General features: G+C 68.7%; 21 protein-coding genes. 13 read left to right on the top strand and 8 right to left on the bottom strand.

Annotated features, from left to right (window positions below; all coding sequences use genetic code 11):
• Positions 1-7: 7 nt before the first annotated feature.
• The gene (locus RY94_RS01245) at positions 8-1,063 is read right to left on the bottom strand and encodes a LacI family DNA-binding transcriptional regulator (protein WP_043440757.1); all 1,056 of its coding nucleotides are present in this window, start codon (positions 1,061-1,063) and stop codon (positions 8-10) included.
• Positions 1,064-1,239: 176 nt separating this feature from the next.
• Here RY94_RS01245 and RY94_RS01250 point away from each other — a divergent pair, with 176 nt between their 5' ends.
• Complete coding sequence (locus RY94_RS01250) at positions 1,240-2,412, top strand: Gfo/Idh/MocA family protein (RefSeq protein WP_231554364.1); 1,173 nt, start codon at positions 1,240-1,242, stop codon at positions 2,410-2,412.
• Complete coding sequence (locus RY94_RS01255) at positions 2,409-3,299, top strand: DUF6807 family protein (protein ID WP_052273796.1); 891 nt, start codon at positions 2,409-2,411, stop codon at positions 3,297-3,299. The genes RY94_RS01250 and RY94_RS01255 overlap by 4 nt, the downstream gene beginning before the upstream one ends.
• A 20-nt stretch (positions 3,300-3,319) precedes the next feature.
• Here the strand turns inward: RY94_RS01255 and ptsP are convergent, their stop codons facing one another.
• Positions 3,320-5,005 (bottom strand): phosphoenolpyruvate--protein phosphotransferase, encoded by a 1,686-nt coding sequence (gene ptsP / locus RY94_RS01260; RefSeq protein WP_043440759.1) that lies wholly within the window; start codon positions 5,003-5,005, stop codon positions 3,320-3,322.
• A gap of 116 nt (positions 5,006-5,121) precedes the next feature.
• Here ptsP and RY94_RS01265 point away from each other — a divergent pair, with 116 nt between their 5' ends.
• From RY94_RS01265 to RY94_RS01280, 4 genes are all read left to right on the top strand, one after another.
• Complete coding sequence (locus RY94_RS01265) at positions 5,122-5,850, top strand: TetR/AcrR family transcriptional regulator (protein ID WP_043440761.1); 729 nt, start codon at positions 5,122-5,124, stop codon at positions 5,848-5,850.
• A 59-nt stretch (positions 5,851-5,909) separates the two neighbouring features.
• On the top strand, positions 5,910-7,895 hold the full coding sequence (locus tag RY94_RS01270) for a PTS mannitol transporter subunit IICBA (RefSeq protein ID WP_043440763.1): 1,986 nt from the start codon (positions 5,910-5,912) through the stop codon (positions 7,893-7,895).
• A complete protein-coding gene (locus RY94_RS01275; RefSeq protein ID WP_043440764.1) occupies positions 7,892-9,049 on the top strand; it encodes a mannitol-1-phosphate 5-dehydrogenase in 1,158 nt (385 codons plus the stop codon). The genes RY94_RS01270 and RY94_RS01275 overlap by 4 nt, the downstream gene beginning before the upstream one ends.
• A 128-nt stretch (positions 9,050-9,177) precedes the next feature.
• Positions 9,178-11,745 carry a rhamnogalacturonan lyase gene (locus RY94_RS01280; RefSeq protein ID WP_043440766.1) on the top strand — a complete coding sequence of 856 codons (2,568 nt, stop codon included), beginning with the start codon at positions 9,178-9,180 and terminating at the stop codon, positions 11,743-11,745.
• A gap of 190 nt (positions 11,746-11,935) precedes the next feature.
• Here RY94_RS01280 and RY94_RS01290 read toward each other — a convergent pair whose 3' ends face one another.
• Positions 11,936-12,940, bottom strand: a complete 1,005-nt coding sequence (locus RY94_RS01290) for an acetylxylan esterase (protein ID WP_043440769.1) — start codon at positions 12,938-12,940, stop codon at positions 11,936-11,938.
• A 162-nt stretch (positions 12,941-13,102) separates the two neighbouring features.
• Between RY94_RS01290 and RY94_RS01295 the strand changes: the two genes are divergently transcribed.
• Genes RY94_RS01295 through RY94_RS01315 form a run of 5 tightly spaced genes read left to right on the top strand, consistent with a single transcriptional unit; the run spans position 13,103 to position 19,011 of the window.
• On the top strand, positions 13,103-14,395 hold the full coding sequence (locus RY94_RS01295; protein ID WP_043440771.1) for an ABC transporter substrate-binding protein: 1,293 nt from the start codon (positions 13,103-13,105) through the stop codon (positions 14,393-14,395).
• A 39-nt stretch (positions 14,396-14,434) separates the two neighbouring features.
• Positions 14,435-15,418, top strand: coding sequence for a carbohydrate ABC transporter permease (locus tag RY94_RS01300; protein ID WP_082045966.1), 984 nt, complete (start codon positions 14,435-14,437; stop codon positions 15,416-15,418).
• A complete protein-coding gene (locus tag RY94_RS01305; protein WP_043440773.1) occupies positions 15,415-16,335 on the top strand; it encodes a carbohydrate ABC transporter permease in 921 nt (306 codons plus the stop codon). The genes RY94_RS01300 and RY94_RS01305 overlap by 4 nt, the downstream gene beginning before the upstream one ends.
• On the top strand, positions 16,332-16,973 hold the full coding sequence (locus tag RY94_RS01310) for a hypothetical protein (RefSeq protein WP_052273797.1): 642 nt from the start codon (positions 16,332-16,334) through the stop codon (positions 16,971-16,973). The genes RY94_RS01305 and RY94_RS01310 overlap by 4 nt, the downstream gene beginning before the upstream one ends.
• A gap of 34 nt (positions 16,974-17,007) precedes the next feature.
• On the top strand, positions 17,008-19,011 hold the full coding sequence (locus RY94_RS01315; protein ID WP_052273798.1) for a beta-galactosidase: 2,004 nt from the start codon (positions 17,008-17,010) through the stop codon (positions 19,009-19,011).
• On the opposite strand, the gene RY94_RS18645 is transcribed toward RY94_RS01315, so the two are convergent.
• On the bottom strand, positions 18,957-19,274 hold the full coding sequence (locus RY94_RS18645; RefSeq protein WP_442853429.1) for an HIT family protein: 318 nt from the start codon (positions 19,272-19,274) through the stop codon (positions 18,957-18,959). The genes RY94_RS01315 and RY94_RS18645 overlap by 55 nt on opposite strands.
• A 195-nt stretch (positions 19,275-19,469) precedes the next feature.
• Between RY94_RS18645 and RY94_RS17050 the strand changes: the two genes are divergently transcribed.
• Positions 19,470-20,333: a pentapeptide repeat-containing protein gene (locus RY94_RS17050; RefSeq protein WP_082045967.1), complete on the top strand. Its 864-nt coding sequence runs from the start codon at positions 19,470-19,472 to the stop codon at positions 20,331-20,333.
• A 145-nt stretch (positions 20,334-20,478) separates the two neighbouring features.
• Here RY94_RS17050 and RY94_RS01325 read toward each other — a convergent pair whose 3' ends face one another.
• From RY94_RS01325 to RY94_RS01335, 3 genes are all read right to left on the bottom strand, one after another.
• Positions 20,479-21,780, bottom strand: coding sequence for a fatty acid desaturase family protein (locus RY94_RS01325; RefSeq protein ID WP_231554365.1), 1,302 nt, complete (start codon positions 21,778-21,780; stop codon positions 20,479-20,481).
• 314 nt (positions 21,781-22,094) lie between these two features.
• Entirely contained in the window at positions 22,095-22,490 is a 396-nt protein-coding gene (locus RY94_RS01330) for a DUF6958 family protein (RefSeq protein ID WP_043440775.1), read from the bottom strand.
• Positions 22,480-22,947, bottom strand: coding sequence for an SRPBCC family protein (locus tag RY94_RS01335; RefSeq protein ID WP_043440777.1), 468 nt, complete (start codon positions 22,945-22,947; stop codon positions 22,480-22,482). The genes RY94_RS01330 and RY94_RS01335 overlap by 11 nt, the downstream gene beginning before the upstream one ends.
• 52 nt (positions 22,948-22,999) lie before the next feature.
• Here RY94_RS01335 and RY94_RS16540 point away from each other — a divergent pair, with 52 nt between their 5' ends.
• Positions 23,000-23,431, top strand: coding sequence for a MarR family winged helix-turn-helix transcriptional regulator (locus tag RY94_RS16540; protein ID WP_197060559.1), 432 nt, complete (start codon positions 23,000-23,002; stop codon positions 23,429-23,431).
• 195 nt (positions 23,432-23,626) lie between these two features.
• On the opposite strand, the gene RY94_RS01345 is transcribed toward RY94_RS16540, so the two are convergent.
• Positions 23,627-25,354 carry an alpha/beta hydrolase gene (locus RY94_RS01345; protein ID WP_052273802.1) on the bottom strand — a complete coding sequence of 576 codons (1,728 nt, stop codon included), beginning with the start codon at positions 25,352-25,354 and terminating at the stop codon, positions 23,627-23,629.
• Between the last annotated feature and the right edge of the window lie 72 nt (positions 25,355-25,426).

Consider the following 25,426-nt stretch of genomic DNA (forward strand, 5'->3'; position numbering starts at 1 on the left):
CACGGTGCTACCGGCGGGGAGTGCTCCCCCGGATGACCGTCTCCGTCCTGATGGCCGCAGTCCTTCCGGGCGCAGGCGCTGATCCGGCGTCGTCGTGCGCTGAACCCGTCGCGAGCTGGAGGGCTTGCCGGCCCACGTCCTCGAGGGGAATCCTGACCGTGGTCAGGGCGGGCGTGATGTCCCGCACGGTCGGGATGTCGTCGTACCCCGCCACGCCGATCCCCGCGCCGGGAACGATTCCCGCCTCCCGGAGTGCCGAGACGACGCCCACGGCCATGACGTCGTTGACGGCGAACACGAGGTCCACCGCAGCGCCCGACGCCAGGAGTTCCCTGGCGCCGCGATAGCCGCCGTCACGGGTGAAGTCGGCGTGGATGATGCGTTCCGGCGGCAGGGGGATGCCGCGCTCCGCCAGCCCCGCCGTGAAGCCTTCGAGCCGCTCCTCGGCCGTCCTGATCTCCGGGGGTCCGGTGATGACCGCGAAGTCGCGGTAGCCGAGCGAGGCGAGTGCGACGGCGAGGTCGCGGGCCCCGCCCCGGTTGTCGAGGAGCACGGTGGCGAAGGGCGCCGCGTCCTGGCTGATGAAGGCCACCTTCCCGCCGGTGTCCTCGAAGGAGGCCAGCTCCCCGCGCAGCTGCTCCTCGAACGCCGAGCCGGTGGTCCGGGATCCTGCGAGGATCATGACGCGGGGGCGCTGCCCGCGCAGCGCCCGCACGGTGTCGAGTTCCCGCTGGGCGTTGCGCCCGGTCACGGCGATGGTCACCACGAGTCCCTCCTCGTTCGCGGCATCGATGACCCCGGCCGCGATGCTGGAGAAGTAGGGGTCCGCGATGTCGGCCACGAGCAGCGCCACCGTGGTGGTGCTTCCCTTGGCCACCGCCTGCGCGAAGAGGTTCGTGGTGTAACCCAGCCGCTGGGCGGCCTCGACGACCCGCTGCCGATAGGCCTCGTTGACCTTGCGGGTGCTCCCGTTCAGTGACCGCGACGCCGTGGCGAGCGAGACGCCCGCTTCCCGGGCCACGTCGTGCAGTGTCGCGGGGCTCTTGCTGACCGGTGCCGACATTGCTTCCACTCCTGAGGTCCGGGCGGTGGGCGCTACGGCGACCGCCCCGCGCGTTCCACGGAAAGGGCCATTGTTGCATGGCCCGGTGCGGGGCGGGACCCGGTCGAGCCCATTCGGTAAGCGCTTTCTCTGTTAGGGTTTCCCGAACCGTGATCCCCGTCCAGCCTGGAGGAACCGTGCCCCTGCCGAGTCCCGCGGAGAACCTCTCCGCCGAGCGACGCGCCGCCCCTGTCCACGGGACCGTCCCCGTGCTCCGCGCAGCGATCCTCGGGACCGGGGGAGTGGCGCAGCTCCACGCCGCGGCCCTGGGAGACCTGCCGGGAGTGGCCCTTGTCGCAGCCGCGGATCCTTCCTCCGCGCACCTCGCCGCGTTCGCCGAGGCGCACGCGGTCCCGTTCCGCTACTCCTCCCTCGAGGAGATGCTCGCCGCCCAGGCGGTCGACGTCCTCCACGTCTGCACACCACCCGGCGGGCACGCCGCGCAGGCGATCGGGGCCTTCGCTGCGGGAGCGCACGTGGTCGTCGAGAAGCCCGCCGCGCTCAGCCTCGCCGAGCTCGACACGATGACCCGGGCCGCGGACGCCGCCGGACGCGGCCTCGCCGTCGTCTTCCAGCAGCGCTCCGGCACCGCCGCGGCCCATGTGAAGGCACTGCTCGATTCCGGTGCGCTCGGCCGCCCGCTGTCGGCCCTGTGCCAGACGCACTGGTACCGGACGGCAGAATACTTCGCCGTGCCGTGGCGCGGCACGTGGGCCACCGAGGGCGGCGGTACCACGCTCAGCCATGGGAGCCACCAGATCGACCTCCTGGCCTACCTGCTCGGTGAATGGTCCGCGGTACGCGCCACGATGTGGCGACAGCAGCACGACGTCGAGACCGAGGACCTCTCCCACGCGTCCCTGGTCTTCGCCTCGGGTGCCGTGGCGTCCGTGGTCACGACGGTTCTCGCCCCGCGGCAGTCGAGCCTGCTCCGCATCGACACGGAGCGAGCGACGATCGAACTGGAGCACCTCTACGGCCACGGGCATGCGCACTGGCGGATCACCCCGGCGCCCGGCGTCGACGAGGAGACCTCGGCGTCCTGGAACCTGCCCGCCCAGGAGATCCCGAGCGGGCACGACGCCCTGTTCGCGGAGATCTATCCCTCGCTCGTCGAGGGCCGGGGCATGCCCGGCCTCGTCGCCGATCCTGCCCGCGCTCTCGAGATCGTCACCGGCATGTACGTGTCGGCCCGGGAGGACCGCTGGGTGTCCCGGGCCGATCTCGCGGATCCGTCCCTCCGGGGACCCCTGGCCGCGCCGGTCACCGATGGGCGTCCGGGGGCTCCGGCCGGAGCCCCCGCGGCATGAGCGGCGGGGATTCCCTCTCCACGCGCGCGGGCCGCGTGGTCGGCATGCTGCACGAGGGCCGCGACGAGCCGGCCCTGCATGCGCCGCGGCCCTTCCTCCACCCCGTCCTGACCCCGGGCGGACGGACCGTCAGCGACTACGCGCCGGCCGATCATCCATGGCACCGGGGACTCGGCATCGTGGTGTCGGCCGTCGACGTCCCCGGCCAGGAGGACCCCGTGAACCTGTGGGGAGGCCCGACCTACAGCGGCGCGCGGGGCTACGTCCAGCTCCCGAACAACGGCTCGCAGCGTGTTCTCGCCCGGCGGTGCGCGGATGATGCTGTGGTGCAGCGGATCGGCTGGTGCGCTGCTGACGGCAGCGGATTCCTCGAGGAGGAGCGGGCCTGGAGCGCGGACACGCTCCGGCTGGGCGGGGTCGAATGGTCGCGCACCACGGTGCGGAGCACCTGGGTGAATGTCAGTGGCGGTCCGCTGGCCTTCGGCAGCCCGACGACGGCGGGCCGCCCGAACGCCGGCTACGGCGGGTTCTTCCTGCGCCTCGCGCCGTTCTTCGACGGCGGCAGGATCATCGCCCCGTCCGCCGGCGGCGCCGGTCCGGTCGGGGAGGACGACGTCATGGGGACGACGCATGCCTGGCTCGGCCTGCAGTCCGCCGGCGCGTCGGTCCTCATGATCCCGTCGGCGGACAATCCGGGAGGGCCGTCTCCCTGGTTCGTCCGCACCAGCGGCACACCGATGCTGTGCGCGGCCCCCTTCTTCCACGAGGAGATGCACCTCGACCGCGACGCCGTCCTCCGTTGGGAGTGGTCGATGCTGGTCGCGGACGGTGAAGTGCAGGAGAGTGCGTTCCCGGCCGCGGGGACCCGGATCGGGGTCCCCGCGTAGGAACGGGCCGAACGGGCGCCCTACAGGCCGAGGGACTCGAGCACGGGCAGTTCGGCGCGGACCCGGGCCTTCGCCTCGGCGGCTGTCGGCGAGGCCACTGCGATGCCGGCGATGCGCTGCGCGTCGGCCAGCGTGACGCTGTTCAGCACGGCGCCCACGCCGGCGAGGGCCCGCGGGGTCATGGACAGCGTCGAGATGCCCAGTCCCACCAGCACGACGGCGAGTGCGGGATCCGCCGCGGCCTCCCCGCAGACCCCCACCGGCTTCGCGTTGCCTTCGGCGGCCGAACCCTCCACGGTCAGTTCCACCATGCGGAGGACGGCGGGCTGCCAGGAGTTGTTGAGGGCGGCGAGGGAACCGAGCTGCCGGTCCGCGGCCATCGTGTACTGCGTGAGGTCGTTGGTCCCGAGGCTGGCGAAGGACACCTGGCCGAGGATGGACTCGGCCATGACAGCCGCCGAGGGGACCTCGACCATGACGCCGGGCGTCTGGAGGCCGGCGTTGCTGCACAGCTTGGCGAAGTCCGCGGCCTCCTCCGCCGTCGAGATCATCGGTGCCATGACCCAGACGTCCGCGCTCGCCTGGGCGGCGGCGTCCGCGATGGCCCGGAGCTGCCGTTCCAGGACGCCCGGGGACGTCAGGTCGGTGCGGTAGCCGCGGACGCCGAGGGCGGGATTGGGTTCGGAGGTGTCCGTGAGGAAGGGCAGCGGCTTGTCGGCTCCGGCGTCCAGCGTGCGGACCACCACCTTCCTGCCGGGGAAGGCATCGAAGACGCCCTTGTACGCCTCGATCTGCTCTTCCGCCGTCGGCTCGGTGTCGCGTCCGAGGAAGCAGAACTCCGTCCGGAGCAGGCCCACGCCCTGGGCCTTCGCCTCGGCGGCCTTGACGGCGTCGGCCGCGCCGCCCACATTGGCCAGCAGCGGCACCTCGTGCCCGTCCGCGGTGACGCCCACGCCGTCGAACACGGCCAGCGCCGCCGCGGCCGCAGCATAGGCCTCGGCCGCCGCTTCCTCCTCGGCACCCGGCTCGAGCGTGAGGGTTCCTGCCGCTCCGTCCACGAAGGCGAGGGTGCCCTCGTCGATGGCGTCCACGCCGTGGGCGGCCACGACCGCGGGCAGTCCGAGGGCGCGGGCGATGATCGCCGTGTGGGACTGCGGGCCGCCGCCGGAGGTGACGAGGGCGAGGACCAGCGCCGGGTCCAGGGTGGCGGTGTCCGCCGGAGCGAGGTCCTCCGCGACCAGGATGAAGGGCGTGTCCGACGCCGGGATGCCCGGTGCGGGGAGTCCACGCAGTTCCGCGACGATGCGCGAGCGGACATCGAGCACGTCGGCCGTGCGTTCGGCCATGTAGCCGCCGAGATTGTGCAGCATCTCTGCCACGGAGGCGCCGGCTTCCCAGACCGCCCGGGCCGGCGAGGTACCGGTGTTGATGAGCTTCGTCGCGGACTTCAGAAGCAGGGGGTCCGTCGCCATCAGCGAGGTGGCCTGCAGCACGGCCTTGGCGTCGCCCTTCGCGATACCGGCCCTGCGCTTGAGCTCCTCCTGCACGGTCTTCGCAGCGGCCTTGAGGGCGGCGACGGCCTGATCCGGAGCATCGGGGGTGTCGTGGCGTTCACCGGCGGGCGGTTCCCCGACCGACGGCGGCATATGCCGGACCGGGCCGATCACTCGTCCGGGGCTGACCCCGACACCTGCGAAATTCTCCATTGAACGTCCTCATTTCCTTGCGGGTGGATCTCGGTCTAGCACCATTGTGTCGCGTGAAGCAACCGGAGATGTGACCCAGTTCATATAACGTTGCTATAGCTGTTACGCTAGCAGGCATGAAAAAAGGAGGCGAACCAGCGCCGAAGGTCAGGCTCCTGCGGGCAGCCGCGGCCCTGCTCGCGGAGTCCAACGGGGAGCCGGTCTCCACCCGCCAGATCACCGAGGCCGCCCGGGTGACCGCTCCCACCCTGTACCACCACTTCGGTGACAAGGAGGGACTCTTCGACGCCGTCGTCGCCGAGGGTTTCTCCGAGTACCTGGAGGCCGAGAGGAGCATCCCGACGTCGGGCCAGCCGATCGAGGACCTCCGCATGCACTGGGACAACCACGTGCGGTTCGGCCTCGACCACCCGCACCTCTACCTGGTGATGTTCGGCAATATCCGGCCCGAGCGTCGGCCCTCGATGGTCGCCAGCGCGGAGGCGTTCCTCGAGGAGGTCCTGGCGCGGGCGGCCGCGGCGGCCCGCCTGGTGGTCTCACCGCACGAAGCCGCGCGCAGCATGCTGGCCGCCAACATCGGCGTCACCCTCATGCTGATCGCGGAGCCCGCGGCGAAGCGCAACCTCGAGCTCTCGGCGATGACCCGCGAGGCGGTCATCTCGGCGGTGGCCACGGATTCCGAAGCGGACCCCGTGACCGACACCGAGGGGACGCCGTCCGTGGTGGTGGCGGCCATCGCCCTCAACGCAGCACTGCAGTCCTCGCACCCCGATCAGCTCTCCAGTTCGGAGCTGAAGCTCTTCCTCGAATGGCTCCAGAGAATATCCAGCCGATCCGGAGGCTGACGCTTCCCGATCAACGCCATCCCTCCGCAGTGTTGCGGGGCCAACGGTTAGGAATGAATGTGGCAACACAAGTAGAAGCGAGGTCCGGGACGAGCGCCCGGGTCCGTGTCCAGAAGTTCGGGACGTTCCTGTCCGGGATGATCATGCCCAACATCGGCGCCTTCATCGCCTGGGGGATCGTCACGGCACTCTTCATCGAGAAGGGCTGGCTGCCCGTACCGCAGCTCGGCGGCTTCGGCGAGACCGACGGCGTCGCGAACGTCGGCCTCGTCGGGCCGATGATCACCTACCTCCTGCCCCTCCTGATCGCCTACACCGGCGGCCGGATGGTGTACGACGTCCGCGGCGGCGTGGTCGGCTCGATCGCGACGATGGGCGTGATCGTCGGCGCCGGCATCCCGATGTTCATCGGTGCCATGATCATGGGCCCGCTCGGTGCCTGGACCATGAAGAGGATCGACGCGATCTGGGAGGGCCGGATCAAGCCGGGCTTCGAGATGCTCGTCAACAACTTCTCGGCCGGCATCTGGGGCGCGATCCTGGCGCTGATCGGTTTCTACGGCGTCTCGCCGCTTGTCCTCGCCTTCAGCACGGGGGCGGGCAACGTGGTCCAGTGGCTCGTCGACAACGGGCTGCTGCCGCTGACGAGCATCTTCATCGAGCCGGCGAAGGTCCTGTTCCTCAACAACGCCATCAACCACGGCGTGCTGACGCCGCTCGGTGTGCAGCAGTCGCTGGAGCAGGGGAAGTCCATCCTGTTCCTGCTCGAGGCCAACCCCGGTCCGGGCCTCGGCATCCTGCTCGCGTACTCGTTCTTCGGTCGCGGCATCGCCAAGGCCTCCGCCCCCGGCGCCGCCATCATCCAGTTCTTCGGCGGTATCCATGAGATCTACTTCCCCTACGTCCTGATGCGCCCGCTGCTGATCCTCGCCGCGATCGCCGGCGGCATGACCGGCATCGCGACGCTGAGCATCACGAACGCCGGTCTGGTGGCCCCGGCGGCCCCCGGGTCGATCATCGCGGTGCTCGCGCAGACGGCACGGGACAGCTACTTCGGTGTCACCCTGTCGGTCGTGCTGGCCACGGCGGTGTCCTTCCTCGTCGCATCGGTCATCCTCAAGACCGGCAAGGACCAGGAGGAGGACCTCGCCGCCGCAGCCGCCAGGATGGAGAGCCTCAAGGGCAAGAAGAGCTCCGTGGCCGGGAACTTCCGGTCGGAGTCGGCCACGGACGGCCCCATCCGCAGCATCGTGTTCGCCTGCGACGCGGGCATGGGCTCCTCGGCGATGGGTGCCTCGGTGCTCCGCAACAAGATCCGGGCTGCCGGGTTCCCGGATGTGAAGGTCACCAACCTCGCCATCTCCAGCCTGAAGGACGACTACGACGTCGTCGTCACGCACCAGGATCTCGCCGCCCGCGCCGAGCCCCTGACGCAGGGCGCCACGCACGTCGCCGTCGACAACTTCATGAACAGCCCCCGCTACGACGAGATCGTCGACCTCATCCGCGCCGGTGCGGCGGCCGAAGGCGGCGTCGACCCGAAGGATCCGACTCCCGCCGCGGTCGCCTCCGCCGCAGTCACGACCGACGACGGCGACATGACCGACGCCGGTGACGTCCTGGCGGAGGAGAGCATCGTGCTGAACGGCACCGCCACCACGCAGGAGGACGCCATCGACGAGGCCGGCCGCCTGCTGGTCGCCCGCGGGGCCGTCGACTCCACCTACGTCGAGGCGATGCACGAGCGCGAACGGTCCGTCCCCACCTACATGGGGAACTTCCTCGCCATCCCGCACGGCACCAACGCGGCGAAGGACCTGATCAAGCGCTCGGCCGTGTCGATCGTGCGCTACCCCGAGGGCATCGACTGGAACGGCAAGCAGGTGAAGTTCGTGGTCGGCGTCGCTGGCGTCAACAACGAGCACCTGTCCATCCTGTCCGCGATCGCCCGCGTCTTCTCGGACAAGGCCCAGGTGGCCAGGCTCGACGAGGCGGCGTCGGTGGACGAGGTCCTCGCCCTCTTCGGAAAGGTCAACGCTTCGTGAAGGCAGTACATTTCGGTGCCGGCAACATCGGCCGCGGCTTCGTGGGGCTCCTGCTCCACGAGGCCGGGTACGAGCTGGTCTTCGCCGACGTCGCGGACGCCCTGATCGACCAGCTGGCCTCGACCCCCGGCTACGACGTCCACGAGGTCGGCGACGAGCCGGCGGTGAAGACGGTGGACAACTACCGTGCGTTGAATTCTCGCTCGCAGGAGGAGGACGTCATCGCGGAGATCGCGACGGCGGACATCGTCACCACGGCCGTGGGCCCGAATGTCCTGCGCTTCCTCGCGCCGGTCATCGCCCGGGCGATCGCACGCCGCAGTGAGGACCAGGCACCGCTGCAGGTCATGGCGTGCGAGAACGCCATCAATGCCACGGACATCCTGCGCGGCGAGATCGAGCAGGCCTACGACGGCGCGGCATCGGACCTCGCGACGCGGGCGGTCTTCGCCAATACCGCGGTGGACCGCATCGTCCCGAACCAGGCCGCCGGCCAGGGCCTCGATGTCACGGTCGAGACCTTCTTCGAGTGGGTCATCGACCGCACCCCGTTCGGGGGCCATCCGCCGGAGATCCCCGGGGCCACGTACGTCGACGATCTCGAGCCGTACATCGAGCGCAAGCTGTTCACCGTCAACACGGGCCATGCGGCGGCGGCCTACTTCGGTTCCGAGGCCGGAGTGGAGAAGATCGCCGACGCCATGGCCGACGACGCCGTCGCGGCCAGGGTGAGGGCCGTGCTCGAGGAGACGAAGCAGCTGCTGGTGGCGAAGCACGGGTTCGACCCGGCGGAGCAGGAGGCCTACGTGCAGAAGATCCTGCGGCGGTTCACGAACCAGCACCTGCCCGACACCGTGGTCCGCGTGGGCAGGGCGCCGCTGCGGAAGCTGAGCCGCAGGGAACGCTTCGTGGGACCGGCCGCCGAGCTGGCTGAGCGCGGCACGCATCCCGCCGCGCTGCTCGAGGCGATGCGGGCCGCGCTGTCCTTCTCGGCCCCGGATGATCCCGAGGTCGCCGCACTGGCGGAGATCCTGGCCTCCCAGGACCCCGACACCGCGACGGCGTCGATCACCGGGCTCGGGGCGGAGCACCCGCTGTTCGGAGCGGTGCGCGACCTCATCGCCGGGCACGTCGCGGGGTCCCGCGCGGGATAGTAGGACGTCGACCGCGGCACAGGAAGGGAGCAGCCTCGGCTGCTCCCTTTCTCGTGTGCGCTCTTGACGCCGGAAGCCCGGACTCCTAGCGTGAAACGGAAAGCGTTTTCCAACCGAAGGATCCAACGATGAGTTCGATCATGAGAACAGTCTCGGCGGGCGTCGCGCTGGCGACCGGCGTGAGCCTCGCGCTGGCAGGAGTCTCCGTCCCCGCCATGGCCCGGGGGCCCGTCCCCTGCGCGGCCGCCCCCCTCGGGGGCGTGCAGCTCGAGCACCTCGACCGGGGGCTCGTGGCAGCGGCGACACCCGAGGGCGTCTTCCTCAGCTGGCGGCTGACCGCGACCGAAGCGACGGGCGCCACGGCGGACGGCCTCACGGGCACCGACTTCACGGTCTATCGCGACGGCGAGCCGATCGCCACCGTCACGGACAGCACCAACTTCCTCGACACCGCGGTCACCACGGAGGAGACTGCCGCCGCCGCACGGTACGCCGTCGCCGCCGTCGTGGACGGAACCGAGGTGGAACGGAGCGCCGACGTGGCGCCCTGGACCCAGGCCTACACGGACCTGCCGCTCACCAGGCCTGCGGACGGCGTGACGCCCGCAGGGGAGGCGTACACCTACTCGGCGAACGACATGAGTGTCGGCGACGTCGACGGCGACGGCTCGTACGAGTACTTCGTCAAGTGGTATCCCTCGAACGCCAAGGACGTGTCCCAGGTGGGATACACGGGCAACACCTACATCGACACCTACGCGGCCGACGGGCGCCTGCTGAGCCGGATCGACCTCGGCGTCAACATCCGCTCGGGCGCCCACTACACCCAGTTCATGGTCTCGGACTTCGACGGCGACGGCCGCTCGGAGATGATGCTCAAGACCGCACCCGGGACCAGGACGACGACCTACACGGCAGGGGGAGAGGTCGCGTCGGAGAGCTTCGTGACGCTCCCGGAAGCGGATCTCGATGCCGGCGTCACCACCGCGGACGACTACCGGCTGGATGCCGACGCGTACTACGACCACGTCGTCGGGATGTTCCAGGGCTGGCAGGACCACCCCGAGGTGGTGGCGGGGAACTGGCCCGCGACGCTCGAGGAGGCCTTCGGCATCCCCCAGCGCTACGACTACCCGCTGTCCGACGCCGATGCCCGGGCGCTCGCCGACTACTTCATGGACGACTACGCACCCTCGCGCAGTGCGCGGAACAACCTCCGCGCCTTCGAGGGCTTCGTGGTCGACGGCCCCGAGTACCTGAGCGTCTTCGAGGGCGCTACCGGCGCCGAACTCGAGACGATCCCCTACGAGCCGGGTCGCGGCGACGACGGCCTCCTGTGGGGCGACTACGCCATGGCGCGCATCGAGCCGGGCAATCGCGTCGACCGCTTCCTGGCAGGTGTCGCCTACCTCGACGGCGAGCATCCCTCGGCGGTGTTCGCCCGCGGCTACTACACGCGGGCGACCGTCGTCGCCTACACCTGGGACGGGGAACGGCTGACCCAGGACTGGAACGTGGACTCGGGCCACGTACCCATGGACAATCCGTTCGATGCCTCACCGCACGGCGGTGTCGGCTCGGACGACGAGTACGGCACACTGGCCGGTCAGGGCTTCCACTCGCTGAGCGCCGCCGACGTGGACGACGACGGCCGACAGGAGATCGTCTACGGCAGCGCGACCATCGATGACGACGGATCACTGCTCTACAGCTCTGCCGACACCCTCCCCGCAGGCAGCGCCGCTCCCGGCACGGAGGCGAAGCTCGGGCACGGGGACGCCATCCACGTCGGCGATCTGGACCCGGACCGCCCCGGCCGGGAGGTCTTCACGGTGCACGAGGGGGCCACGGGCGCACCGTACGGCTGGTCCATGCGGGACGCGGCCACCGGGGAGGTCCTCTTCGGCGGCTACACGGGCAAGGACACCGGGCGCGGGATGGTCGGCGACACGGATCCGACCGTCCGAGGGCTGGAGAACTGGGCAGTCGGCCTCCGGTCGGCGTCCGGGGAGCTGCTGCCCGGCCGTGCCCCGGGGACGAACATGAGCATCCGATGGGCGGCCGACGGCACCACGCAGCTGGTCAACGGGACGGGCGACCAGGACACCACCATCGACGACGCGCGGCGGGGCCGCCTGCTCACCGCGACGGGCACGCGGACGAACAACGGCACCAAGGGCAACCCCGCGCTCGTGGCCGACGTCCTCGGGGACTGGCGGGAGGAGCTGCTGGTGCGCACCGCCGACAGCTCGGCGATCCGGATCTTCACCAGCACCGAGGTCACCGACCGGAAGCTGTACACGCTGATGCACGATCCGCAGTACCGCGCGGAGATCGCCCGCCAGAACACCGCGTACAACCAGCCCGCCTACACGGGGTTCTACCTGGCGTCCGACACCGACTTCTCCGAGGTGTCCGTACCCGAGGCCTTCCTGCCCGGTGCGCTTCCCGCCCTGCGGCGGCAGCTCGAGCACCTCATCGACACGGGCGGCGTCTCCGGACCCGCGGCGCAGCAGCTGCGCGCGTCGCTCGACCAGGCGCAACGGGCCATCGAGCGGGACCAGGCGGGCAATGCGGCGCGGGCGGTGGAGAAGTTCCTCGACCGGCTCGGCCGGCAGGAGCCCGGCACCGTGACGGACTCCGCCCGGGACCGGCTCGGCCACGCGGGATCGGCGATCCTCGCCATGCTGACCTAGCGGCGGCGGATCAGGGCTCCCGGCAGGCCCGCACACGGACGGGTGCGCGGTCCTGCCGGTCCGGTGCGGTGCGGTGCGGTGCGGTGCGGTGCGGTCGGCTCGCAGCAGGCCGGCAGCGCAGGCACCGGCTCGGCTTCCGGGACGGGGTCGCGGTGTGGCGTGGTCGTCACCGGTGCCGGAGAGCGGCGGCTCAGGGATGCACGAGGACATCCTGTTCCGCGAGCAGTTCGCGCACGAACGCCAGGTGTTCGACGTCCTGGAAGGCGCCGCCCTGCTCGTGCCCGTTGTAGGGGTAGACCTTCATGCGCTTGGGCCCCGCGTAGTGGTTGTGGGCCGCGAAGACGCACGACGGCGGGCAGACGTCGTCGAGCAGTCCCACGGAGAACAGTGCGGGGACGGTGCTGCGCGCCGCGAAGTTGACGCCGTCGAAGTAGCTCAGGGTCCGGAAGGCGCCCTCGACGTCGTTCCGGCGCGTGCCCAGGTAGGTCACGATCTCGGAGTAGGGCGCGGTGTCGACGATCTCCGTGGCATGCCGCATGTGCGCCAGGAACGGGACGTCGACGATGGCACCGACGGGCGGGATGTCGTTCACCCGCTGGGCGAGGGCGGCGGTTGCGAGGGTGATCCCGCCACCCTGGCTGCCGCCCGAGACCACCACGCGGGCGGGGTCGACGGCGGGATGCGCCTGGGCGGCCTCCACGGCGTGGACGGCGTCGACGAAGAGCCGCCGGTAGTAGTACGTGTCGGGGCTCTCGATGCCGAGGGTCATGAAGCCGCCGGCGTGGGGTCCCGTGAAGGCGCCGTCGGCCGTGTCCCCGGGGCGATGGCCGGAGCCCTGGCCGCGGAGGTCCATGACGAAGTGCGCGAAGCCGGCACTCGGCAGCGCGGTCCATTCGCCGAGCAGCCCTCGCCCGCCGCCGTAGCCGATGTAGGTGACGACCGTCGGGAGCGGGCCGGCGAGGTGCCGCGGCCGCAGCAGCCAGGCCCTCACGGGCTCTCCGCCATAGCCGGCGAACGTGACGTCCTCGGTGACCAGCTGGGAGTACCCCGCCCGGACCTCCTCGAACAGGGGAGGCGCCACATGCCGGCGCTGCTCCGACAGCGTGCGGTCCCAGAAGGCGTCGTAGTCCTCAGGCTCGTCGCGCTCGGGCAGATAGCTCCGCAGCTCGGACAGGGGGCGGTCGAAATGGGGCATGGGGTGCATCCTTTCACGGGTGGATGAGCGAGGATAGAGCGCGGACACGCCTGCCTGTGGGGCACTGTTGACCATTGATACGATTCAATCTACGCTGTCGGATAACGCTTTCCCAAGGGCGTCCCACGATGGCTGACAACGAAGTTTTCCAGGAGGACAACGATGTTCCGCACACTCTCCCGACGCACGCTGACAGGCGTCGCAGCGCTCGCCGCCTCCGGGCTGGTCCTCACCGGCTGTGGCGGCGGTGGGGGCGAGCCCGCAGCCCTCGACGCCGACGAGCAGATCACGCTCAACTACACGTTCTGGGGCAACGACGATCGTGCGGCCCGGTACGATGCGGCGATCGCGGCGTTCGAGGAGGAGTTCCCGAACATCACGATCAACGACACCTTCACGGACTTCCCCTCCTACTGGGAGAAGCGGCAGACCGAAGCGGCGGGTGGCGGACTCCCCGACGTCATGCAGTTCGACTACACCTATCTGCGCCAGTACGGCGACAACGGACTCCTGCTGAACCTCGAGGACTACTTCGGGAACGGCATCACCACCGACGCCATCGACGAGGGCCTGCTGTCCACCGGCACGCTCGACGACGGCACCTTCGCCATCCCGACCGGCTACAGCGCCTGGTCCGTGTTCCAGAACCCGGCCCTGCTGGCCGAGGCCGGTGTCGAGCCCTACGAGGGCGGCACGAGCTGGGACGAGTACGACGCCCACATGGCCTCCGTGACGGAAGCCGGCGGCGGCACCGTGTACGGCGGAACGGACACCACCCAGCGCATCCAGGACCTGGAGCTCAAACTGCGCCAGGAGGGCCGGCAACTCTTCACGGACGAGGGGGAACTCGGCTTCACCCAGGAGGAGCTCGCCGAGCACTGGAAGGAAGGCCAGGAGAACCGCGACAACGTCACGGTGCCGCAGAGCAAGCTGGAGGAGATCAGCCCGGTGTCCGGCTTCGGCGGCACCCTGACCACCAGCGAGATGAGCTGGAGCAACTTCCTCGGAAGCTACCTCGGTGACTCCGGGGCCGAGGAGATCACGATCGTCGCCCCGCCGACCAGCAGCCCCGGCGAGAAGGATCTCTACCAGAAGGTGGGCCTCATGCAGGCGGCATCCTCCTCGACCGAGCACCCCGAGGCCGCGGCCGCGTTCGTCGACTTCCTCATCAACAGCCCCGAGGTCGGCGAGATCTTCGGCGCGACGCTCGGTATCCCCGCCTCCGAGACGCAGCTCGAGGGCGCCAATCTCGAAGGACCGGACAAGGCCGTGAAGGACTACCTCGACTCCATCGAGGACCGCATGGGCGAGGCCCCGGCAGCGCCCGTCGCCGGGTTCGGCGCCATCGAGCAGACCTTCTGGGACCTGGGCAAGTCGATCGGCCTCGGCACCGTGACCCCCGACGACGCCGCGAAGCAGTTCTTCGACGAAGCCGCCGTCACGCTCGGCAACTAGCAGGACATCCGGTATCCAGCAGGACAAAGGAGTTCCATCGTGAGCACGGACTCGGCGCATGCGCCAGCTTCAGCCCGCACCGCCGAATCCGGTGCCCGTCCGGTGAACAGCCGCCGGACGGGCACGCCCCGGCCCCGTCGCCGCAACCGCGATTCCCTGGCCGGGTACGTGTTCCTCTCACCCTGGCTCCTCGGGTTCGTGGGCCTCACGCTCGGACCCATGCTGGCCTCGCTCTACCTCGCCTTCACGGACTACAACCTCTTCACCGCCCCCGAGTGGACCGGACTCGAGAACCTCCGCCGCATGGCCGAGGACGAGAAGTTCTGGGCGTCGGTGCGGATCACCCTCATCTACGTGCTGGTGGGCACGCCCATCAAACTCGCCGCAGCGCTCGCCGTCGCGATGCTCCTGAACTACCGGGCGAAGGGCACCGGCTTCTTCCGCTCCGCCTTCTACGCCCCGAGCCTGATCGGCGCGAGCGTCAGCATCGCGATCGTCTGGCGGGCCATGTTCTCCACCGACGGCCCGGTGGACGGCGCGCTGAACCTGTTCGGCATCAACCTCGGCGGCTGGATCGGGAACCCCTCGCTGATCATGCCGATGATGATCCTGCTCGCCGTCTGGCAGTTCGGCGCCCCCATGGTCATCTTCCTCGCCGGGCTGAAGGGCGTCCCGGCCGAACTCTACGAGGCGGCCTCCGTGGACGGCGCGAGCCCCCTGCGCAAATTCCTCAGCGTCACGGTGCCGATGCTCTCGCCCGTCATCTTCTTCAACCTGCTGCTCGAGATGATCAACGCCTTCCAGGTCTTCGCCTCGGCCTACATCATCGGATCGGGAACGGGCGGCCCCGGCGGGGCCACGAACTTCTACACCGTGTACCTCTACACGCGGGCATTCGCCAACAACCAGATGGGCTACGCCTCGGCGATGGCCTGGGTGTTGCTGCTCGCCGTGGGCGTCCTCGCCCTCATCCTCTTCCGCACCTCCAGGAGCTGGGTCCACTACGCAGGAGACTCCAAGTGACCACCATCGAATCGAACCCTGCCGTCCCCGTCCCGCGGGGCGAGGACACCGGCCCGCAGTCCCGGCCACGCCGTCGGCCCATGCGCCGGCATCTCCCGACGGCGCTCTGGATCGTGGGGATCGTCGCCCTCACGGCGATCGTGCTCTATCCGCTCCTGTGGATGTTCTCGGCATCCCTGAAACCGAGCTCCGAGTTCGGCAGCAACCAGGGCTTCTTCCCCGAGAACCCCACGTTCGACAACTTCGTCAAGGTGATGCAGGGCATCGCCGGCATCCCCACCTGGAAGTTCTTCCTCAACTCGACCCTGCTGGGCATCGGCGCGGTGATCGGCACCGTCATCTCCTCGTCGATGGCCGCGTACGCCTTCTCGAGGATCTCCTTCCGGGGGAGCAAGATCCTCTTCGCGGCGATGATCGGCACCCTGCTCCTGCCGTTCCACGTGCTGATCATCCCGCAGTACGTGATCTTCAGGAACCTCGGGCTGATCGACACCTTCTGGCCCCTCCTGGCCGGCAAGTTCCTGGCCACGGAGGCGTTCTTCGTCTTCCTCATGGTGCAGTTCATCCGCAACCTGCCGCGGGAGCTCGACGAGGCGGCTCGCATCGACGGCTGCGGGCACGGGCGGATCTTCTTCTCGATCACGCTGCCGCTGATCAAGCCCGCCCTCATCACGTCGTCGATCTTCGCGTTCATCTGGAGCTGGAACGACTTCCTCGGACCGCTGCTGTACCTGAACTCGCCGGACAAGTACCCGTTGCCGCTGGCACTGCGCATCTTCAACGACCAGACGAGCACCTCGGACTACGGTGCGACCATCGCGATCTCCGTCCTCGCGCTGCTGCCGGTGATGCTGTTCTTCATCATCTTCCAGCGCTTCCTCGTCGACGGCGTCGCGACGCAGGGCCTGAAGGGATGAGCCGGCGCCGGCGCGACGTCGCCGATCACGGGCGGCAGTCCGCCGTCCGCGACGGCAGTACGCTGCGCTGGCCCGGCGCCACAGCGAGGTTCGCGCTGTTCGGGGAGGTCCTCTGGGTCGGCGTGCTGTGCTGCGTGGCGGGCCTCGGAATCCTCACCATCCCGGCGTCCCTCGCCGCCGGCTCCGCACACCTGCATCGCTTCCTGCGGGCCGAGGACTCGACCGTCCGGCAGTTCGCGGCGGACTTCACGGCCGCACTGCGGACGGGCTGGCTCGTCGGCCTCGGGCTGACCGTCGCCGCGGTCCTCCTCCTGCTGGACATCGTGGTCGCCGGCTCGCGGTCGCTGCCGGGCTGGCAGATCGTCCTGGCCGCCGGGATCGTCCTGCTGCTGGGACTGCTGGCGGGACTGACGGGCGTGACGGCCCGCTGGCCGGCCACCAGGTCCTGGCGGGCGGCGGGCCACGGGTGGCTCCGGGAGGCGCGGGAGGACCCCGCGGGCGTCCTCTGGCTCGTCGCCGCCGTCGTGCTCACCGCGATGGTGGCCTGGCAGCTGCCGCCGCTGATCATCCCCGGGATCGGCTGCCTGGTGTTCGCCGCCCTCGCGACGTCGGTGCGTGAGCGCCGTCCCCGCTCCTGACCATCCGATCCTCCGACCCATCCAGGAGACCCCCTTGCACTACGGCGCCGACTACAACCCGGAACAGTGGCCCGAGGAGGTGTGGCCCGAGGACGTGGCCCGCATGCGCCAGGCCGGCGTGACGATGGTCAGCCTCGGGATCTTCTCCTGGGCACGGATCCAGCCCTCCGAGCACGAGTTCGACTTCGACTGGCTGGACCGGGTCATCGACCTCCTGCACGAGGGCGGGATCGCCGTGGATCTCGCGACGGCGACGGCGTCGCCCCCACCGTGGGCGACGGTCGCCTACCCGGAGATGCTGGCCGCCGACGAGCACGGCAGCCCCTACTGGCACGGCAGCCGGCAGCACTACGCACCGTCGTCGCCCGCCTACCGGTCACTGGCAGCGGCCCTCGTGCGGAGGATCGCCGAGCGCTATGCCGGGCATCCCGCAGTCGTCCTCTGGCACGTGAACAACGAGTACGGGTGCCATCTCGATGTGGACTACTCCGACGCCGCCCGGGACGCCTTCCGGACCTGGCTGACCGACCGCTACGGGTCCATCGACGCCGTGAACGCCGCCTGGGGCACGATGTTCTGGTCGCAGCGCTACGGGTCCTTCGCCGAGATCTTCCCGCCCCGGCACGCCCCCTACAGCCACAACCCGGGGCAGCTGCTCGACTACCGGCGCTTCACCTCGGACATGCTCCTGGAGTGCTACAGGATGGAGCGGGACATCATCCGGGCGGCCGGTGCCGTCCAGCCCATCACCACCAACTTCATGGGCGCGTTCAAACCCGTCGACTACGCCGGGTGGGCCGCGGAACTGGACGTGATCAGCGACGACCTCTACCCGGACCCCAACGATCCGGAGGGTTTCCGGGAGGGCGCGTTCCACGGGGACCTGATGCGCTCCCTCAAGCCCGGGACCCCGTGGCTGCTCATGGAGCAGGCCACCAACGCGGTGAACTGGCGGCCCACCAACGCCCCGAAGGCCCCGGGCCAGCTCGCCGCGCAGAGCATGCAGGCCGTGGCGCGGGGCGCCGACGGCATCCTGTTCTTCCAGTGGCGGCAATCCAGGGCAGGAGCGGAGAAGTTCCACTCCGCCATGCTCCCGCACGCCGGCACGGAGACCCGCATCTGGCGCGAGGTGGTGTCCCTCGGCAGCGACCTCGGCCGGTTGCCGGACCTGCCGGTCGACGACGCCGCGGCGCGGGTCGCGCTCCTGTTCGACTGGGAGAACTGGTGGGCCATCGAGAACCCGGACCACCCCACCTCGCTCGACTACCAGTCCCTGGTGCGGGGCTGGTACGACGCCGTCCACCGCCTGCACGTGCAGGTGGACATCCTCCCGCCGACGGCCGACCTGTCGCGCTACGCCGCGGTCGTGGCCCCGCACCTGTACCTCCTCACCGCGCCGGCCGCTGCGAACCTTGCAGGTTTCGTGGAGCAGGGCGGGCACCTGCTCGTCACGGCGTTCAGCGATGTGGTCGACGAGTACGACCGCTTCCGCCCGGGCGGGTTCGGCACGCAACTCAGGGACCTGCTCGGTGTCGTCGTCGAGGACTTCGGGGCGCTGGTGGGCGCCGGCTCGGAGGGGCCCGGCGAGCAGCGGGCGCTGGTCTCCGGCCCGGGCTTCGCGTTCGCCGGGTCGATCCTCGCCGAGGAGGCCCACGCCGTCGACGCCCGCGTCCTGGCACGGTTCGAGGACGGCCGCCAGGACGGGCGGCCGGCCCTGACGGCGCGGCCCCACGGCGCGGGATCGGCCTACTACCTCGCCACCGTGCCCGACGACGACGGCGCGTGGCAGGTCCTCGAGCACCTGTTCGCGGCGGCCGGGGTGGAGCCTGTGCATCCGGGCCTGCCTCCGATGGTGGAGGCGATCCGTCGCGGGCCGCTGCTGACGCTCATCAACCACGACCGCGAGCCGGTCCGCATCGATGTACAGGGGGAGGACGCGCTCGGTGGTGGCGACGTCCGGGGCATCGAACTGCAGCCGTTCGGCTACGCCCTGGTGCTCACCGACTCCCGAGCGGTTCCGGCGCCGGCGCAGCGGTGACGGAGCAGGACGTCGCGACGTGCCGCCCTCGCCTTTAGGGACGCCGCTTGGTGACAGGAGTCTTGTGCGGACGCGTTTCGAAGCCCCAGGTGAGCTGGTCCAGACCGTTTCGGAGCTGTTGTGCTGGTTCTTCGAGCTGATTCAGGGGGTGGACGCTGCCAGTAGGCATCGATACGGAGTGAATCACCGTCGAAACGCGGGAACACATGAAGGTGGCAATGAAAGACCTCCTGGAACGCGGCCTCGCCGTCCGCGAGGAACATGGCGTTGCCGGCGCGATGCTACTTTTGGTCGCAGTGACACTCCTATTCTCTCTGTGATCCAGAGTCCCTCCAGCGGTTCCCGTTCGCTTCCGTCGGAAGTGGTGATCCTGTGCGCCCTCGAAGGGGAACTCGCCCGCGAGCTCCCCGCGCACCGGCCTCCCACCGAACTCATCCAGAGAAGACCACATACCCGCCATGCAGAAGAACTCCGTCAGCCCTTCCTCGCCTGCTCCTGACCGCGAATCCTTGCGACCCGACTGCAGCAACTGCTTCGCGCTCTGCTGCACCGCCCTCGGCTTCTCGCGCACCGCCGACTTCCCCATCGACAAACCACCGGGGACACCCTGCCAGAATCTGGCGTCCGACTTCTCGTGCACCATTCACGACAGTCTGCGACCGCGAGGCTTCCGAGGATGCACCGTCTTCGACTGCTTCGGCGCCGGCCAGAGCGTCTCCCAGAACCTCTTCCATGGCGTCAGCTGGCGAACGAGGCCCGAAACCGCGAAAGACATGTTCACGGCGTTCAAGATCGTCCGGCAACTGCACGAGATGCTCTGGTACCTGACGGAAGCAGCTGCCAGAACGTTCGACCCTGACACCTCACACCAGGTCGACGAGCTCAGAACGACGATCGAGAACGCGCTGAAAGATCCACAACAGGTTCTCGCCTTGGACCTCGACGCGTTGCATGCCCGCGTCCGGTCACACCTGATGGACATCAGCGAGGAAGTGAGAGCCTCCTTCCTCGCAACCGGGAACGACCACCTGGACACTGCGCTCGTCCCGGGAGCGGACCTCATGGGCAAGAAGCTCAGGTCGCGGTCGCTGGGCGGAGCCGACCTCCGAGGCGCCTGCCTCATTGCCGCCGACCTGCGTGCCTGCGACCTATCGGGCGCGGACCTCCTCGGAGCGGACCTCCGAGATGCCCGCCTGGAAGGGGCAGATCTCTCCGAAGCCCTGTTTCTGACACAGGCTCAGGTCAGCGCCGCCACAGGCGATCGGAGCACGCGCCTACCGACCGATCTCAGTAGACCTGCTCATTGGTCCGACAACGGATAGGACCCGGCTGGGTTACTGGCCGGTGGGCGACTGCATGTAACGGGCGCCTGCCGGTCACCATCCGACGTCATCCCTGGATGTGTCCCTTGCGTGTCCCCGACGAGTGGGCTGGTCCCATCCATAGGGTCCTTGCGCGGATTCCCACTTACGGGCGGCGGTAGCGGCTGATCATGGGGCAATCGAAGGGGTCCCGGGCAGACAGGCCAACGTCGTTGAGGTGAGAGATCACCGCCCTGTAGGACGCGAGGACGCGGACTTGTGTGTAGGGAATGCCGAGTCGTCTGCAATGGTCTTTGACGATGAGGCTTGCTCGGCGCAGGTTTGGTCGGGGCATGTTCGGGAACAGGTGGTGTTCGATCTGGAAGTTCAGGCCACCGAATGCGGAATCGATGAACGATCCGCCTGTGACGTTGCGGGAGGTGCGCACCTGGCGGTTGAGAAAGTCCGCGGTGGTGTCGTTGGCCAGGATCGGCATCCCTTTGTGGTTCGGGGCGAAGGAAGCGCCCATGTAGACACCGAAAACCGCCAGTTGCACGCCCAGGAACGCGCACGCCATCCCTGGCGGCAGGAACCAGAACAGGACGCCGAGATAGCCGCCGAAACGCACGCCGATCAGGGCCAGCTCCACCCAGCGGCCCGACACCGGTTTCCGCTCGAACAAGGTCCTGAACGACTGAACATGCAGGTTGAGGCCTTCAAGGGTCAGCAGCGGGAAGAACAGATAGCCCTGCCGGCGCGTGAACCAAGCGCTGAAGCCGGTCTTGACGGCTGCGTCTTCCGCTCGGAACGAAAGGGTGCCCATGGCGATGTCGGGGTCTTTCCCGACCGTGTTCGGAGTGTTGTGGTGTCGTGTGTGTTTGGTGATCCACCAGGCGTAGCTGATGCCGACGAAACCGGCGGCGAGGATCCTGCCTGCCCATTCATTGGTCCTACGGGAGGCGAAGATCTGATGATGGGAGGCTTCGTGGCCGAGAAACGCGAGTTGCGTGAGAATAACTGCCAGGGTGGCGGCGATGAGCAGTTGAGCCCAATGGACGCCGATCAGCACGAATCCGATTCCCGTCGCGGTCAGGGCGACCATGAGCAGGAGAAACACGCCGATATAGAACGGCCGGCGCCTCTCGAGCAGTCCATCGGCCCGGACCTGCTTCAGGAGCGTGGCATATGAAGCAACGACCTCATTGGCCGCGGCGATTCGCACCGTGCGCGTCAACCGCGGAGCGCGTTCGGTGCCGGGTGGCACCTGATTCGAGGAGGCCCCCGGTTCAGGGTCCGCGACGCCGGACAACGCATCATTCACAGGGTTCATCTGCCAGGCCCCTTCTGCCTCGGCCTCACGGCGCCGGTGTAACGGCGAATGGTTCGCTGGCAGGGTCCGGGGCAGCACCATCAGCATACGTCTGCCCACAATCACCGGTACGACCCGGAAGACGTTGGTGTTCGGCATGCGAATTCCGGCGGCCTGATCTACTATCCGGCGCGTGATCCAGGTATGCCTGTGTCAAGGCCACCCGGCCTCATGCCGGCAATGCCACTCCAACCTGACAGAGCCGACAGCCGGAGATCACGAAGGACGCCGCTCGGATTCCCGCGCCCCGCCCATGGCTCAGTTCCTAGGGCCAGCCGTACGCCCACGAAGCACCGCAGGAGCTACGCCCCTGGACGGTCCGGACGCGGGTACCGCGAAGAGGATGAGCTGCGACCGTCCGTCGTCGTCTGTCCCTGACCGGGACGCTCTCCGTTTCTCCGGCTCAGAGATGCTTACGTGTCGGTGGGCTTGGTGGGCGGTCTGCGGACGCGTTGGGGTGAGCTCTTGGGGACTCGTTCGACGAGTCCTCGGGCTTCGAGATCGACCTTGGTGTAGCGGACGTAGTTGGAGAGCCGGCCGTTGGGGAAGGCCGGGTGGGACCCGAGCCTGGTTTGCGCTTCGTTGACGATCACCTTCAGCGGCACGGTGCCGTCGTCGGCGGCGAAGGCATCGATCGTGGTCAGGATGACATCGACGAGCAGTTCGTACTGTTCGAGCGCGATGGTCCAGCCGTCCAGGCCGTCGGGCCGGGTTGCGTTGAACATCTGGACGCGTCCGCGTTTCCGGGCGAGTTCGTCTTCGGCCCATGCCCGTGGGGTGACGGCCGCCGAATGCGGGTCAGCGGACATGCGTAGCCTCTACGAGGTCCTTGAGTTGCTGCAGGTCCTTCACGTGCAGCGGCCGGATCGAGCGTCGCAGCCACCTGTTCGCCAGGGGTTTCATGATGCGGGGCACGGGAGGGTCGACGTCGAAGGCAAGTGACACCCGGGTCTGCGTCGGTGTCACAGGATCGACATGGAAGTCGACGTTCGGGCTCACCCAGCGACCGCGGGGGCCCCGATTGCGCATCGTGTTCCGGACGATGCCGGGGTCGGCCGAGACCAGGGTCTGGCGGCCCTGTTCGACGCCCTTCTGGTCGGTGAAGACGATCTGCGACCCGGGACTCATCCCGTCGCCGTCGACCCGGCAGGTGAATCCGGTGGCTTCGGGCCACGCAGACCATCGCATCAGGGTGTGCTGATCACGAACGGCCTGATACACGATGTCCCTGGGTGCTTCGATGGTGATGGTCTCGGTCCACTGCATGGCACGCCTCCGAAAAGTCGTCAATGAATTTGACTGTAATATACTCGAGCAAATGGACTTTGACACTCAGCATCCTTTGCTTCTGGCCTGCAGGGAACTCGCGGCGGCCTTCGACGCGCATGACGCGCTGGTGGCCGAGCACTTGGGGACATCACGCACCGAACTTCGGCTCCTCAACCGGCTGGAGGGAGGGTCGAGCTCGCAGGTCGACCTCGCTCATCACCTGCACGTCACCCGCGCGGCGGTGACCACGATCGTCGACCGACTGGCTGCCGCGGGTCTGGTCGTTCGCGCGCCGTCACCGGTGGATCGCAGGGTGAAACTGGTGACACTGACGCCGAAGGTATGGCAGGTACTGGGTCAGCACTACCGACCTGCCGGCCAGCGTGTCCTCGCACTCACCGACACGATGTCGGCCACCGACACGGATCGCCTGACCGGGCACCTCAAGGCAATCACAGCTGCACTCGGCGCCGGTTCCTGATCACGCACCCGCTGTCCGCGATCCGATCGACCGGGCGGCCGTGCCTGTCTGCCGATCAGGACCGCAAGTGACCGCGCACCTACGGCCTGGCCACGAGTCGTGGTCGACGGTGACGACGTGTTGGCCTTCATCATGGGCAACTTCGATCCCGACCACGAACTCGAAGCATTCCGTGGGGTTTGCCGTCGTGTGCTGTCACTCCCAGATGGGATCATGCGTATCGATCTTCTCAATGACCGACTGGATCGAGGCCAATTGCGCATCACTGCGTCCATGCCCCGGTAGTACCTGCGCCCAGCCGTCAACTGCCACATCGCCGAAGTTGTGCCCGTGGCTGGGCGGGACTGCCTCGCTGACCAGCATGTCGGTGGTCAGGTGCAGGAATGTCACTGCCGGGATCCAGCGCATCGAATCACTGACGTCGGCGCCTCGTCCCCCGGAGCCGGCCGGTCCGGCCAGCCACTCCGGGCGCTGGTAGATGAGCGCTGGATCCAGCCAGGTGATGGGATCGGTGGCGTGTTGCAAATAACCCAGCCGTGGCTGTTCCCACGTGCCGCCCAACTCCACAAAGTCTCCGGGCTTGGATTGCCAGCGCACCTCACGGCCCTCCTGGTAGATCGGCTGCCAGATGGGGCTCCCGGCGTCACGGTCGTCCTGCAGTGTGCGCCACGGCTGGGAATTCGACGGCGGCCCGGTGAACAGCGCAGCATCGGTGCGTGCCAGCAGGTCGTCAAGGTTCTCGAAGCTGCCCTGCATGCCCTTCGCTCCGAGGCTCAGCCCATAGACAGCCAATTGCGGACGCCGCTGAGCGGGCAATTCCTCCCAGCGCGTGTATACCGCGTCGAAGAGCGCTTCGCTGGATTCCGCCGCCAGTTTCGGGCTGAACAGGAAAGAGACCCAACTCGGCTGAAACGAATACTGCATTGCCGCCGTTGCGGTGTCACCTCCGTAAAGATACTCCAGAGCCGCGATGGCCTGCGGTTCGAGCCACCCGGAGCCTGTGGGCGTGGCAACGAGCAGCACGTCACGCTCGAACCCACCGGTGCGCTCGAGTTCCCGGACGACAAGTTCCGCCCGTGCCGTGGCATCGTGGCCTGAGGAAAGGCCGGCGTAGACGCGAACCGGTTCCATGGCAGGACCTCCGGTGACCCGGCCGATGGTGCCCGCGCTTGGTCCGCCACCGGCGAAGGCGCGCCCCTGGCGGCCCAGCTGGTCCCACTCCATGGCAGATTCAGCCGAGCCCGACCTGGTCGCAACAACTGGCTGCACGCTCCCTGCGAGGGTATCGGCATCACGGGCCGCGTAGATCGCGCCGACCGCAGCCAACCCTGCACCGGCGAGTCCGCCGACCAGGATGACTGTGGACACCAGTCCGGTAGCCAGGGAGGCCCGACGCGTCGCGCTCACCGATCCACCGGCCGCAAGGACGCGTTTGGCAACCCTGTTCCGCAGAGCCCCGATTCCCCGGGAGACCCCATAGAGCACTCCCATAGTGGCAAGCATGCTCACAAGGAACGCGGTGTGCCCCACACCATCGATCGGTGGCATTTCCACCAGTTCACGGACGCGGTTCTGCCAGGAGACAACCAGCATGCCGTAGCCGATGACATAGGCCGGCAATGCCAGGCCGACGATGAGCGGAGCAAGTGCCCTCCTGCGGTGCTGAGCGTCCCGGCGCTCGGTCTCCGGCTGTGTCCGTGCGAACGCTGCAGCCATCCTTCGCCACGGCACGCGGAGTGCGAAGCCGGCCTGGAAGCCGACCATGAACCAGAGCCCGGCCAGGAACCCCTGGAACACCGTGGGCCGTGGCACCAGTGAGGGGGTCAACGCCAAGGACGCCAGCGCACATGCGCAGAGCAGATTGACAAGGTGTGCCTGGAGGAAGTCTGTGCTGCTTCTGAAGATCGCCACGTTGCTCATCATTTCCCCGTGTGAGGGCTCATCATAGGCGAGAACGTCGGAAGTCCGGTGTGAGGTCGGGGCATCGGTGGCCGA

This window comes from Arthrobacter sp. L77, from assembly GCF_000816565.1.
Lineage (GTDB): Bacteria > Actinomycetota > Actinomycetes > Actinomycetales > Micrococcaceae > Arthrobacter_D > Arthrobacter_D antioxidans.

Bases quoted from the DNA above. Each gene is read 5' to 3' on its own strand.
- RY94_RS01330 (WP_043440775.1), bottom strand. From the start codon at position 22,490: ATGTCCGCTGACCCGCATTCGGCGGCCGTCACCCCACGGGCATGGGCC.
- RY94_RS01280 (WP_043440766.1), top strand. From the start codon at position 9,178: ATGAGTTCGATCATGAGAACAGTCTCGGCGGGCGTCGCGCTGGCGACC.
- RY94_RS01245 (WP_043440757.1), bottom strand. From the start codon at position 1,063: ATGTCGGCACCGGTCAGCAAGAGCCCCGCGACACTGCACGACGTGGCC.
- ptsP (WP_043440759.1), bottom strand. From the start codon at position 5,005: ATGGAGAATTTCGCAGGTGTCGGGGTCAGCCCCGGACGAGTGATCGGC.
- RY94_RS01255 (WP_052273796.1), top strand. From the start codon at position 2,409: ATGAGCGGCGGGGATTCCCTCTCCACGCGCGCGGGCCGCGTGGTCGGC.
- RY94_RS01290 (WP_043440769.1), bottom strand. From the start codon at position 12,940: ATGCCCCATTTCGACCGCCCCCTGTCCGAGCTGCGGAGCTATCTGCCC.
- RY94_RS01335 (WP_043440777.1), bottom strand. From the start codon at position 22,947: ATGCAGTGGACCGAGACCATCACCATCGAAGCACCCAGGGACATCGTG.
- RY94_RS01265 (WP_043440761.1), top strand. From the start codon at position 5,122: ATGAAAAAAGGAGGCGAACCAGCGCCGAAGGTCAGGCTCCTGCGGGCA.
- RY94_RS18645 (WP_442853429.1), bottom strand. From the start codon at position 19,274: ATGTTCCTCGCGGACGGCGAGGCCGCGTTCCAGGAGGTCTTTCATTGC.
- RY94_RS01295 (WP_043440771.1), top strand. From the start codon at position 13,103: ATGTTCCGCACACTCTCCCGACGCACGCTGACAGGCGTCGCAGCGCTC.
- RY94_RS01310 (WP_052273797.1), top strand. From the start codon at position 16,332: ATGAGCCGGCGCCGGCGCGACGTCGCCGATCACGGGCGGCAGTCCGCC.
- RY94_RS01325 (WP_231554365.1), bottom strand. From the start codon at position 21,780: ATGCCGAACACCAACGTCTTCCGGGTCGTACCGGTGATTGTGGGCAGA.
- RY94_RS17050 (WP_082045967.1), top strand. From the start codon at position 19,470: ATGCAGAAGAACTCCGTCAGCCCTTCCTCGCCTGCTCCTGACCGCGAA.
- RY94_RS16540 (WP_197060559.1), top strand. From the start codon at position 23,000: ATGGACTTTGACACTCAGCATCCTTTGCTTCTGGCCTGCAGGGAACTC.
- RY94_RS01345 (WP_052273802.1), bottom strand. From the start codon at position 25,354: ATGATGAGCAACGTGGCGATCTTCAGAAGCAGCACAGACTTCCTCCAG.